Origin of the sequence: Paenibacillus lacisoli (assembly GCF_030580655.1) — a bacterium.
GTDB lineage: Bacteria > Bacillota > Bacilli > Paenibacillales > Paenibacillaceae > Paenibacillus > Paenibacillus lacisoli.
Window position 1 is genome coordinate 55196 of record NZ_JAUQTB010000008.1, and the last position, 13268, is coordinate 68463.

Genomic DNA, 13268 nt, shown 5'->3' on the forward strand with positions numbered 1-13268 from the left:
GGACGAGGGGCTTCTGCAGCTTTTATTCTAGTAGAAACAATCTACTTATTGGGAGATGTCTAATTCATTATGCTAAAAAAAGAAGTATTATATATCCGCAAGCAATTCAAGCTGGATCATGAGAAGCTTCAGATCTACGACATTCTTAATGTGTATATTATGAAGGATAGCAATGAGATCTATCATTATGAGCGTCAGCCGTTCGAGCTGCTGGACAGAGAGAAGCAGGAGCTGCATATGGGTAATTTTAAGAAGCTGCTGACCGGGGAACTGGATCAAAAGCTGTTCGAGCTGAAGCTTCACGAGGAAGCAGAAAATCCGACGCGGATCCTTCTCCATCAAGGCCTGGTGACCGGGGATACGGAAGAGTGGCAGGATCTGATGCTGCTGCTGGTGGAGAAAATGCTGGCGGATACCAAATACGAGAGGGATACCGTGGTTACTTTTGTCCGCGGGCAGTATTACAAGCCGACCAAGGCCAGGAACGACGAAGCAGAGGAAAGCGAGAACAATGAGATGTTCGCGAGTCCGTTCATATTGGGCAGCGTGAATTCGACGGAGCAGCCACGGAAAACACTCCTGTTCGACTATGTCGAAAGGGAATTCAAGTATAACGTTATCGTCGATCCGATCATTAAGCTGAGCACGCCGGAGCAGGGCTTCTTCTATCCCAGTGTGACGGACGGCTATTCCGATGTGAATCGTATTCTGTACTGCTCGGGCAAAGCGAACGATCCGAATCAGCATTTCATCGAGGAAGTTCTGAATGCGGAGAAGACCGTGACGGCTTTGGAGGAGAGATCTATTTTTGAGGAGATCGTGAAGGAAGTGGCGGAAGACCAGCTCGACGCCTCCATGATCGCCAGTGTATACGAGGAGATTCACCAGGTCATCGAAACGCACGAGGAGGAAGAGCCGCCGAAGCTGGATTACAAAGATATTGAACGAATGCTGACGGTGAGCGGCGTGGAGAATGTGACGGAAGAGAAGGTGGAGCGAGCGTTCCAGACGATTGTCGATGATAAGAACTATGAATTCAAAGCGAGCAGTGTCGTTCCGAAGTTCAATTCGAAGTCCATTAAGATCACTACGAAGGTTGCCACCATCTCGGTCAGTCCCCAGGATCTCAAATATGTGAAACAGGTGAATTATCAAGGGAAAAAGAGCATCCTGATTGAGCTGGATGAAGATGTGGTGATTGAAGGGTTTACGCTGAATACGGAAACGTTGTAGAACTGTCGGGAGGCGTAACGGGTTGAAGCAGCAGTTATGGAATTATACTGGGTGCAGTAACGCCTATTAGGAGTCGGGCTATTATATGCTGGTAATACAGAAAAAGCTAATACAACAAAGAGAAAAAAATCTAACTGAATGTTGCATTTGTAAAAAGGCCGAGCGAAATCCAGGAACTCTACTGGTTTTCCTCGGTATTTTTGTAGTTTCACTGCTCTTGATAAAGCTGAATCTTCCTAGATTTGCTTATACCTTAAAGGGGAGATTTTTTATTTTAAATCTCACATTTTTGGAATTTTTTCTTCTCATAAGTCTAGGGATACAGGTATAATTAACTTGATATAAACGGTAATAAATTCCTGATTCAGAAGAAAGGAAAATGTTTAAAAGTGAGATTTCATTATAGTTTAATAGTCATAATTGTGCGTAAGTAATAAATGGGGCAAGTATTTATTTACATATGCATGACTTCACGTATTGTGAGGTCGTTTTTTATTTGAAATTTGCTTTGTGAGATATTCATACCTTGGAGGGACATTATGGAGCAATTCTTAATTTCACCGTTATTTTATGGATGTTATATAGGATTAATGGTGCTCATTTTTGCTTTGTGTTGGTACTTTGTACATTTTCGCAATCATTCCAGCAAGAAAGCAGCCAAAGAGATTAGACAGGAAGTTACTCAACTCTTAGAAATAAAAGATATTTCGGAAAGGTTCCATCAATTTAATGATTGGATAAATCAAAGCAAGAATAAATATATTAAAAAAAAACTATTATTTGCTTGGGAAGGCTACTATCAGCAATTTATGTACTATCAACAAAAGGGAATAAACTATACCCCAGATATTTATGACTTCTTTTTTGAGGAATCATTAGTACAGAGCTATGGAAAGAGAAAGTTTGCAGAGACTGTAGCTGGAATCTTTCTGTCCATGGGCATTATAGGGACTTTCCTTGGTATTGCGGTCGGCGTATCCGGTTTACATGTAAATGGTAGCTCAGACGCAATGCAATCGGGAATAGGAACGCTATTGACAGGGATGCAAGTAAAGTTCGCTTCTTCTATAGCCGGTGTATTGTTGTCTCTCTTCTGGCAGCTTCTTGATAAAGGGATTTACTATCCTAAATTGTCCCATGCCTTCTCTGATATCCGGCAAGCTTTGGATGAAGCTTTCCCAACTCAGGATCAAAGTACACTTCTCTACAGCATGGATCAACGTCAAGAAAAGCAAATGCAGGACTTTCAAACCTTCTTGTCCGATGTGCTCATTCCAAACATGGTAAATGGCGTAGCAGACTCTATTCAAAAATCACTTGCTCCTCAAATGGAACAGACACAAAAGATGATGACGGATTTGATGCAGACAACAAGTATTAACCAAGCTCAAGGCATGCAGCAGATGGTCGATCAGTTTGTCACGCAGCTAAATGAATTGACTGGGGATCATATGAAAAACCTTGGTGATGCATTAAATTCAACACTGGAATGGCAGCAGAAAGTCCATACCGAAATGGGGGCGCTTGTTAAATCGATGCAGGAATCAGCTGCCAGCCAGTCAGAAATGGTAGAGAAAACAACGGGATTAGCGGAACAAATTCATAATTATACTGAGAAAATTACAGACTATCAGGCTGTACTAGAGAAGACGGTATCGGAATTAAATGCTACAACCGAGAAAAACAGTGAGCTGCAAAGTGTAACTTCAGATTTACTTGGTAAGATGACAGAAGAACGGCGTTTGTTCAATGACTATTTTGAAAGCCATCTGAGTAGGCTTAAAGAAAACGTTGACACTATTGTTAACCAAACGGGTCTTCAAGTTACGTTCCAACAGCGTCTCGAAGAGAACTTGCAGCGTATTGCCAACATTACGCAAAGCCAGCAGACTTTAGCTGTATCATTGTCTCAGCAAGCTGATTTAAGTCAACAGTCAAATCAAGAGTTGGAATCAATCTTCGATAAATTCACTCGTAATAATGCTGAATTTATCCATATTCAAGATGATTTTAAATCCTTAATAAGGGATGTGCAGCAGGAACGCGAAGACTTGGACGATATATCCTCCAGAATTCAGAAAACAATGTCCGAACAGATTGTTAGTCTTGATCACCGTGTAGAACAATTAACTCGTGTTTGGGATTCTGCAAGTGAGTCTATGGCAAAAACAAATAAACATCTGGAAACCTCTATGAACCAGTTTGTGGATGAGATGCACCGTGGGTTGCAACATACATTTACTCAATTTGACCAGGAATTAACCAAATCTGTAACGCACTTGGCAAGCGGAGTCACTGCAATTGAAGAAGGACTAATAGATTTGCCAGATGCAATTCAGACATTAAAACAAGCCGTCAATGAGATTAATAGACAATCTAAACGGATCATGAATCCAGTTACTACAGAGTAAGGTGTTGATACAGTTTGGCTAGAGGATTTCGGAATGAACGTCATATGTCCAGAGCTCATGAAGGCGAGAAAGAAAGCTTTTGGGTTTCCTACACAGATCTTATGTCTGCTTTATTAGTCATTTTTGCATTAGTCCTTATGGTTACTCTGTTTAATACCCAGTCAGCCTATGAGGAAAAGGAAGCCGCAATTAATGAAAAAAATCAAATGATTGAAGATGTAGTTGGAGTTAAGTCGGAAATTATTCAAGAGTTAATCAAAGCCTTCAAGGATTCTGATTTAGCAATGGAGGTCGACCCACAGACAGGAGCAATTCGTTTCTCCGGTGGAGTATTCTTTGACTCAAACAGCAGTGATGTTTCTCCTACAGGACGTATGTACTTGGAAAAATTCATCCCACAGTATATCAATATTCTGTTATCTGATCGTTTCAGAAATGAAATTTCACAGATTATTGTGGAAGGACACACGGATACGGCCGGAGGTTACTTATATAATCTAAAACTCTCTCAAGACCGTGCTCTATCCGTTGTCCAGCAGATATTTCAGCCGAACTTTCCAGATTTCAAATATAAAGAGGACCTTAAATCTGTGATTACGGCCAACGGACGTTCTTTTAGTATCCCGATCTTAAAAAGTGATGGCACAATAGACGCCAATAAATCAAGACGTGTCGAATTTAAATTTCGTTTGAAAGATGATCAGCTTATTGATCAACTTCAAGGACTGGGTGATAGGGATGGAAATTAATCAGTATTTTTATCTCTTCTCCTTTAAGCCCCAACTATTAAGTGAAGAGAGAGTTAAGATAGAGCAAAAATATAAGAATAAAGCCGCAGATATTATTAAAAAGCGTGGAAAGATGCTGCTTCCAAAACTATTGGAAATTATACGCTCTACTCCAAGTGAGAGTATCGCAGAATTGGCCCAAGGGTTAAAGAAAATGGAGGTCCTCATGTTGATTTATGAGGACTATCCTTTTCCAGAAGAAAGTGTGGAAACGGTCCAGAAGATTAATCAGATTTTAACGGCCCGTTATTGCATTGAAGTTGGAAAAACAGCTTGGGTTCTTTTTCAGCATCAATATGAGCAGTCTCTATTACAGGACTTACTGAAACGAATCTACACTGTTGATCAATTTGGCTTTCTGTTATTGGAGGACGAACTGCTTCTTGGAATGGAGGAAGCTGTTCTTCATAAGGAGGGAATGGCCCAAGGATTGCTCTCCTTGCTTTTAAAGACCAATTTGAAGACTAAAGATGCCTTTCATTTATTAAAGATAGAAGAGGAATCGAAGCTGGAAGCTGCTCTGATGAAAGGAATCTTGAGCAACGGATTGGCTGCAGATCGAATCATAAACCGAGATGGTACTGAGTTTATAGTAAGACTACTTGATAATTACCCCATGGATGAATATAAATCCTTAATTAAGATCTACTTGGAACCTCGTAAATACAATCAATTTCATGCCAAAATCATTCAACAAGCGGTGGAACGATTAAGAGATCCGAGAGAACGCAGCGCGGATTGGGAGTTCTTAAGTGAAGCTTCTGTTGGGGAAGTAAAACGATGGTTAATCCAGAAGAAACTGCAGATTATTTTTGAGAACGACCAGGATAATCAGCGTCTTAATTATTGGAAGAGATTTATAGATTATATGGAGGATGTCGAACTTATTCAGGATCCTATGATTGCTTTTATTTATTTCGATAAGTTTGTCGTAGTGGAATATGGATCGATAGGAGCAGCTTATTTTTATCATCGTGATGGGTTTGACCAAATCATACATCCTATTAGCACTTCCTCGTCTTTTAGCAACAGTCGAAACTCAGCAAAGAAGGAAAGCATGTTAAAGGTACCTGAGTCTACCAAGGGAGGAATCCTTCTTTTCATTGATAAGCTAGATCATCGTGGAGGGAGATGGAATGATAAATTCGATAATTACATGAGATATTATCTAGATGGAGTCTTTTACTAAGGAGGAGAAGTTATGGCAGGATTATTTGATTTTATAAATAAACGACGGAAGATATCTTCTCCTCAAATCTCACATATTTATGTCGAGCAGGAGCAGGTCTTCAGTGGTTTACTATATAAGATCATTCGGGATGGTCAATTTCAACAATTTCCACTTAATCTTCGCATTTCAGAGCTTAGGCAGCTTAATAATGCTGAGCTGCTGGAAACCTTGGAGGATTTGTGGTTTGAAGGGTACTTGGATGCTCAAGAATCAGGCTACATCCTAAACCTTGATAAGTTTTCAGAAATTCCCCCAGAGCTTCGGGCAAGATTAGAGATCCCACAGCCAACCAAACTGAATTTAAAACTGGGTCACGAAAGTGCTGTTGGATCGCCACATTTTAAGTTTGTGCTAGAGAAAAGCTTTGAGAATTGGGAACACTTAGAGCGGTCAGCTAAAATCAATGGTCCATGGATGACTTTACCAAACCGACAAACGCTGCTTATGGATGAAGAGCAATATCAATTTCAGCAGCTTATAGATCAGGCTCCGAGTGCAACGGATCGGGATCAAATCTTTCCTTACGTTGCAGAAGTGAGAAACACAGCTTTACGTCATGGATATCCGATGGATGATTACCTGCAGCATCAGGAATACCTGTTTGTAGATCAAGTCGACATTAATTTGAATTATGATCAGACAGCTATCACATTCAGCCCGAAGTTTGGTTCCTCAGAGGATATATCTCCTGAAATATTAGATCAAATGAGTGCCTCGCCAAGCCGTTATGCTGTGGACACTCATAATCGAAAGGTCTTCGTTAAACCTTCTATTATAGAAGAAGCAAACCAAGTCCACCAGATTCCACCGATTATAGGCGCTAATATTCCTAAATTTATTGAAAATCCTGATGCCTTCTTGCCTGATATTGAGGGTTTGGATTTATCTCAATTCGGAGAGCGTGTAAAGTCGCTTGGTATCCGGGTTTATCGAGCACAGCCCTTCGTTCATGCTTCTGAGCACGATAGAGGCTGGTTTGATTTGGACTTTGGGTTTACGGCCCAAGACGAGAACGGTGAGGTACATGAAACATGGGAAGCCTCAGAAATGCAGTCTTTAATCGAACACGCTCAAGAGAATGGTGAAGAATTCATTGAATGGAATGGTAACTGGTTAAGACTTCCTAAGGATGCCGAGGAATTTGTTGAGGCTACAGAAACTGCCAAACGTGACTTGTTAGCTGCAGGTGGTCTAGTTGATGTTACGAAGCTGCCGTATATATTAGAGATCTATGAAAATATTAGTCAGTTAGAATTTAACCAACCTATATTGAGAGCTCAACAGGAGATGCAGGATCTTGGTATCTTTACCAAACAGCCACCTGACTCATTTATCGCTACTCTGAAGCCGTTCCAAACGGAAGGTTATATCTGGATGAAGTCTCTGCATTATCGGAAATTGGGCGGCTTACTTGCGGATGACATGGGTCTTGGAAAAACCATTCAGGTCATTTCCTTCTTATCTTATCTGGAGGAGAGTGGAAACCTTACTCCAACTCTCGTAATTGTTCCAAAGACGCTAATGGATAACTGGGAGAAAGAAATAAGTAAATTCGCTCCTTCCTTGCAGCGGTCCTTGTATCTTCACCGCGGAACAGAACGAATTAAGCATGCTGAAGATTTGAAGCGGATTGGAATTACAGTTACTACTTATCACACTTTGGCCAAAGATCAATTGGTATTCGGACAAGTAGATTGGCAAGCTATTATTTGTGATGAAGCTCAGGCAATTAAGAATCCTTCGACTGCCGCTTCCAAAGTGCTCAAAGCTATGAAATCTAAATTTAGATTAGCGATGACCGGGACTCCGGTAGAAAATGGATTAAGCGAGCTGTGGTCCATTATGGATTACGTACAGCCAGGTTTGTTAGGCAGCTTAAGTCAATTTAAATCGGAATTTATGACGAAGGTGGATGGGGAGGAGCATGATTCGGAAGCTGAAAGAGAACTCCTGGCCCGTATTTCTATGGTTTATAAACGCCGTACCAAGTCGGAGGAATTAGGTGATCAACTTCCTTCAAAACAGTCTGTTATAACACGGATTCCGTTAGGTCCAGAGCAATCGAAACTGTATGCTGAGGTTCTTACTTTAGTTCGGAACAAGGCTATGGATGGATTGCAGGCTATACAGAAATTAAAAGCTTTGAGTTCACATCCTGGGTTGATAGCGGATCAATTTATAAATCTCCCATATGAGCAAGTACCTAAACTGCAAGAAACCATAAACATCATCCGGAAGGTTCAAGAGAAAGGTGAGAAGGTTTTAATTTTTACTGAGTACATCAAAATGCAGGAAATTCTTCGCTCAGTGATTCGTGATTGCTTCGATATAAACCCAATGATTATCAACGGGATGACGGATCGCAGGCAAGAACAGGTAGACAAGTTTAATAGAACCTCTGGGTTCGATGTTATGATTCTTTCTCCCAAGGCCGCTGGTACTGGATTAACTATTACTTCCGCCAATCATGTCATTCATTATACACGCTGGTGGAATCCTGCGGTTGAGAATCAAGCGACAGACCGGGTGTACCGAATTGGCCAGGAGAAGCCAGTTTATGTCTATTATCCGATTGTTGCGGATACTAAAGGTTTGACGAAGAAAGGCACTGTAGAGGAAATTGTCCATCAGCTCTTAACAGAAAAGCAAGAAATGGCCTCTTCCGTAATTGTTTCAAGCAGAAAGTTAAACATTGAGGAAGAGATTTTAAATGGGATCTAGTTCAAACGTCTGTGCCATGTTAGAACTACATTTGAAGAAGGTCATTCTTGGAATCAAAAGGCGTTTATAGCAAGCCTTGAATACTTAACAGGTTTACCTAAGGATGAAGCCCTTAAAGGGAAAGTTTGGGTAATTGTAAGACGTGACCGCGATATCTCCCGGGAAAAGAAAGACGGACGTCTAGAGAACTCGCCGGATTCTTATCAAGAGAAAAGATTAGCGATAGAGTTAGCTTCGGATATTCCTGCTATTGTTCTGCTCAAACAAAATGGTACGGCTGCTGGTTGGAGCGGAGCACCTTTTTACTGGCCAGTACTCGTCGCGCCGAAGAAGATGCAAACTGTTGTTTTTGCGAATCATTTGTTTACGGATTGAATCTGTTATACATGAAAGAAGAGAAGGGAACATCGTTTAATGCGATGTTCCTTTTTTAGTATTGCAATACTAAATTAAAACATGGTATAGTCTACCTATACAAGTTAGGTATAAAGTAGGTGATTCATTGATCGAAGAATTCTGGCAATTATGTCTCAACCATGATATCAAGTCGCGGGATCAACTACTCCGTGAGGCGGTTCGCGTGGTAAAGATGAAGCAATACATAGATAAGCTGCCTTCCGGAGAGCGGACTAAGCTTGAGAAGAATCCAAACGAGCTGTTCGATCGAATGCAGGAAAAGATAGGGAAGATAGAACTGGGGCATTTTCCGGGGGATCGAGAGCTGTTCTATCGACTCTACCATGCAGGCAAAGAATTAAATTTAGCAGAATACGGGCTGCAAACAATTCGGCAGGATCGAGTCATAGCGTCTTTGCAGGCACACTCGAGTATCTTGCAAACCTTTAGAGAAGCTGCTGAGGGACTTCACCAACAGAATTGGCTGATTGTTGAAGCCGAGAAGTTTATGGAAGGATTAGCGGAATATACGCCTCCCTCCAACGTCAAGCTTACTCTCCTGACTGAGAACTATATTCTCGGTAGGTTGTTGAAGACTTATTTTGCCGGAATGGAGCAGATTCAAATCTTGCAGGGCTCGATCTATCAGCCGTTGCCGCTGACAGATGCTTATGATGCCATTCTAGCCGTGCCGAATTTTGGGTTAAAGCTTGATGATGAGGCAGTTGGAGTTAGGGAAGCAGAGGGGGCAGCCCTTCATCATTTGGCTCCTTTACTTACACCAGGAGGATGCCTGACAGCCATTCTCCCGGCTAGGATGATGTTTCAATCAGGCTCGATCGGGGAATGGCGCAAACGGATCAATGAGTTGATTCCTGTCGGAACACTCTATACTTTGCCGGAAGGCTTATTTAGGCCCTATACCTCAGTGAAGACGTATCTAGTTACGTTTAACAGTGGACAGCCGCCTGAAAACATTCAGATTGGCCGTTATACTTTGAAGGGCACGGTTTTAGAGGAGCAGCGAACGATTCAGCTAAAGGCTGCCGCATTTCAGCAGCTCGAGGATTGGCGAATTGAGCTTCTGCTCGAGCAAAGCAGCGATACGTTGGCTGCTTTTCAACAGGCCGCCATTCCTAAGATGAAGCTGAGAGCAGTTGCGGATATTTTCAGGGGAAAATCAATCTTGAAACAAGACCTGCGCCCCGGCTCGATTGCGGTCTTGAATATCTCGAATCTGGAAGACGGAGAAGTTAAGCTTGAGCAGTTAGAGACAATTGATGAAGAACAGCGTAAGGTAAAGCGTTACGAAGTGCTTCCGGGAGACTTAGTGATGACCTGTAGAGGCACGCAAACAAAACTGGCGGTATTTCCTGAATATTCGCAGATGGTTATTGTTTCTGCCAATATGATCGTCATCCGCTTCAATGAACAGGTGGATAGTTTGTATGCGAAGATTTTCCTGGAGAGTCCTGCAGGTATGGCTCTGATCCAGAGCTTTCAGCGCGGAACAACGGTTATGAATTTGAATCCGGCGGATGTCGGTGAGATTGAGATTCCGTTTCTACCGCTAGAGAGGCAGAAAGCGATCAGTGAAGCTTACAGGAAAGAGAAGCAGCTATATTCAGAGACGGTTCAAGCAGCCTCCCGGCGCTGGGAGGGACAGCGGGAACAGATTTATTCGGCATTATACTAAAGAAGCTATGAGGAGGACGTTGCAGCATGGCAACAGCAAACATTGGATTTGAGGAGAAGTTATGGACACTAGCAGATAAGCTGCGCGGCAGTATGGATTCCGCAGAATACAAGCATGTAGCGCTTGGTCTGTTGTTCTTGAAATATGTATCGGATGCGTTTGAGGAGAAATATGCGGAACTCGAGCTTGAGCCTTATGCAGATGCCGAAGACCGTGACGAGTATGTAGCAGCTAATATTTTCTGGGTGCCGAAGGAAGCACGCTGGACTCACATCCAGGCAAATGCCAAGAAACCGGAAATCGGCCAGATTATCGATAATGCCATGATTCTGATTGAGAAGGAAAACCCTTCGTTAAAAGGCGTCCTGCCAAAGGACTTTTCACGTCCGGCACTGGACAAGACTCGTCTCGGGGAAGTGATCGACGTCTTCTCCTTCAAGGTAGGGGACAAAGATAGCCGTTCTAAAGACGTGCTTGGTCGGGTATATGAATATTTCCTGAGCAGGTTCGCCAGCGCCGAAGGCAAGAACGGCGGCGAGTTCTACACACCTTCCAGCGTAGTACGTCTATTGGTTGAAATGCTTGAGCCTTATAAAGGAAGAATTTATGACCCTTGCTGTGGTTCAGGCGGCATGTTCGTGCAGAGTGAGAAGTTTGTGGAAGAGCATCAAGGTAAAGCCGGCGATATTGCGGTGTATGGACAGGAATCCAATCCGACGACTTGGCGCCTATGTAAAATGAACCTGGCGATTCGCGGAATCGATGGCAATCTCGGCGAATATAACGCAGACACGTTCCATAACGATCTTCATAAAAATATGAAAGCCGATTATATCCTCGCGAATCCCCCTTTTAATATTAGTGACTGGGGCGGTCAGCGGTTGACAGAAGATACGCGTTGGCAGTACGGGATTCCGCCGGCAGGTAATGCCAACTACGCTTGGATTCAGCATATCGTTTCTAAATTGGCACCTAGCGGAGTAGCTGGATTCGTTTTGGCAAATGGCTCGATGTCGACCAGCACAACAAGTGAGATCGAGATCCGCCGCAAGCTAGTAGATGCCGACCTGGTCGATTGTATCGTTACACTCCCGGGTCAATTGTTTTACTCGACGCAAATTCCGGTATGTCTGTGGTTTATGGCGAAGAACAAATCCACACGGGGATTACGTGATCGTCGGGGCGAAATTTTGTTTATTGATGCTCGCAAGATGGGTCATATGGTCGACCGTACGCATAAAGAGTTAGGTGCGGAAGATATGAAGAAAATTGCCGATACGTACCATGCTTGGCGTGGTCAAGCAGAGGCGGGACAATACGAGGATGTTAAAGGTTTTTGTAAAGCCGAAATGCTAGCTGAGGTGCAAAAGCACGAATACATCTTAACTCCAGGACGTTATGTAGGGATTGAGGATGCAGAAGAAGACAGCGAACCGTTTGAGGATAAAATGGTGCGTCTAACGAGTGAATTGGCTGAGCAGTTTGCGAAGTCCCGCCAGTTGGAGGATGAGATCCGTAAGCAGTTGGGGGGGATTGGGTTTGAGTTTTAAGGGATGGGAAAGTGTGGTGTTGTCTGAGGTTATTGTATTCTCAAATGGTAAAAAGAGACCATCATTACCTGGTAAAATTCCCGTGTATGGAGGGAATGGTATATTAGATTATACTGACCGAAGTAATACCCAAGGGGAAAGTATCATTATTGGGCGTGTAGGTGCTTATTGTGGAAATGTTTACTTTGAGGATCAACCATGCTGGGTCTCTGATAACGCTATTGCAGCAAAGGCCATAAAAGATAATTCAAACAAATTTTTATTTTATAAATTAAACAGTTTGAATTTGCATAATTTCAGAGTTGGAAGTTCCCAGCCTCTATTAACCCAAACAATATTAAAAGATATAGTTATTCAGCTCCCCCCCCGAACTGAACAAGAATTAATTGCAAATATCTTATCAAAACTTGACGAAAAAATCGAACTCAACAACGCCATCAACAAAAACCTCGAAGATATGGCTCAAGCTCTTTTTAAACGCTGGTTTATTGACTATGAATTTCCAAATGAGAATGGTGAACCTTACAAGTCTAGCGGGGGAGAGTTTGAGGAAAGTGAGTTGGGGTTGATTCCTAAGGGGTGGAAGGTTGGCTCTATAGGTGAAGTGAGTGATGTGAATTTAGAGAGCTACTCTGGAAAAGAAAAATGGAACTATATCAATTATCTTGACACTGGAAACATCACTAGAAACAGGATCTCAAACATTCAACCGCTCGATTACAAATTAGATAAAATTCCAAGTAGGGCAAAGAGGAAAGTCAATCCAAATGATATAGTTATTTCAACTGTAAGACCTAATCAACATCATTATGGCATGATTAGGGAACCTTTGGAGAATATGCTTGTTTCAACGGGATTTGCTGTAATAACAAGTAATAGAAATTTTCCTAGCGATCTATTATATCTATGGTTAACACAAGAGGACATAACACAAAAGCTACAATCTATAGCAGAAGGTAGTACGACAACATATCCTTCTATTAAACCAGCTGATATTCAGACATTAAAAATACCAATACCACATAACCAGATTCTAAAGGAATTATCTAGTGTTATAGAAGCAATGCATAAAAAAATGTGGGAAATTCAGAAGCAAAATCGAGTTCTAACTGAAATCCGCGACACCCTTCTCCCCAAACTCATGTCCGGAGAGATTCGCGTTCCAATAGACGAGCATGAGCCTACTTCTATTAATGAATAATTTACAGACAAATTACTGATCAGCTTATCAACCAGCTTAGG

Annotated in this window: 8 protein-coding genes; all 8 read left to right on the forward strand. The window is 42.1% G+C overall.

The window, feature by feature from the left end:
• The first annotated feature begins 69 nt into the window (after positions 1-69).
• The 8 genes from Q5741_RS14320 (at position 70) to Q5741_RS14355 (ending at position 13227) form a co-directional block, all read left to right on the forward strand.
• On the forward strand, positions 70-1233 hold the full coding sequence (locus Q5741_RS14320; protein ID WP_305024782.1) for a DUF4317 domain-containing protein: 1164 nt from the start codon (positions 70-72) through the stop codon (positions 1231-1233).
• Between the two features lie 539 nt (positions 1234-1772).
• On the forward strand, positions 1773-3644 hold the full coding sequence (locus Q5741_RS14325) for a hypothetical protein (protein WP_305024783.1): 1872 nt from the start codon (positions 1773-1775) through the stop codon (positions 3642-3644).
• A gap of 14 nt (positions 3645-3658) precedes the next feature.
• Positions 3659-4393, forward strand: coding sequence for an OmpA/MotB family protein (locus tag Q5741_RS14330; protein ID WP_305024784.1), 735 nt, complete (start codon positions 3659-3661; stop codon positions 4391-4393).
• Positions 4383-5621 carry an EH signature domain-containing protein gene (locus Q5741_RS14335; RefSeq protein ID WP_305024785.1) on the forward strand — a complete coding sequence of 413 codons (1239 nt, stop codon included), beginning with the start codon at positions 4383-4385 and terminating at the stop codon, positions 5619-5621. Before Q5741_RS14330 ends, Q5741_RS14335 begins: the two co-directional genes overlap by 11 nt.
• Positions 5622-5633: 12 nt before the next feature.
• Positions 5634-8384 carry a DEAD/DEAH box helicase gene (locus tag Q5741_RS14340; RefSeq protein ID WP_305024786.1) on the forward strand — a complete coding sequence of 917 codons (2751 nt, stop codon included), beginning with the start codon at positions 5634-5636 and terminating at the stop codon, positions 8382-8384.
• A 502-nt stretch (positions 8385-8886) separates the two neighbouring features.
• Positions 8887-10476, forward strand: coding sequence for a restriction endonuclease subunit S (locus tag Q5741_RS14345; RefSeq protein WP_305024787.1), 1590 nt, complete (start codon positions 8887-8889; stop codon positions 10474-10476).
• Positions 10477-10502: 26 nt separating this feature from the next.
• A complete protein-coding gene (locus Q5741_RS14350) occupies positions 10503-12026 on the forward strand; it encodes a class I SAM-dependent DNA methyltransferase (RefSeq protein ID WP_305024788.1) in 1524 nt (507 codons plus the stop codon).
• Positions 12016-13227: a restriction endonuclease subunit S gene (locus Q5741_RS14355; protein WP_305024789.1), complete on the forward strand. Its 1212-nt coding sequence runs from the start codon at positions 12016-12018 to the stop codon at positions 13225-13227. Before Q5741_RS14350 ends, Q5741_RS14355 begins: the two co-directional genes overlap by 11 nt.
• The last annotated feature ends 41 nt before the right edge of the window (positions 13228-13268 follow it).

Coding starts and splice junctions, on each gene's coding strand:
- Q5741_RS14320 (WP_305024782.1), top strand. CDS start 70: ATGCTAAAAAAAGAAGTATTATATATCCGCAAGCAATTCAAGCTGGAT.
- Q5741_RS14335 (WP_305024785.1), top strand. CDS start 4,383: ATGGAAATTAATCAGTATTTTTATCTCTTCTCCTTTAAGCCCCAACTA.
- Q5741_RS14325 (WP_305024783.1), top strand. CDS start 1,773: ATGGAGCAATTCTTAATTTCACCGTTATTTTATGGATGTTATATAGGA.
- Q5741_RS14340 (WP_305024786.1), top strand. CDS start 5,634: ATGGCAGGATTATTTGATTTTATAAATAAACGACGGAAGATATCTTCT.
- Q5741_RS14350 (WP_305024788.1), top strand. CDS start 10,503: ATGGCAACAGCAAACATTGGATTTGAGGAGAAGTTATGGACACTAGCA.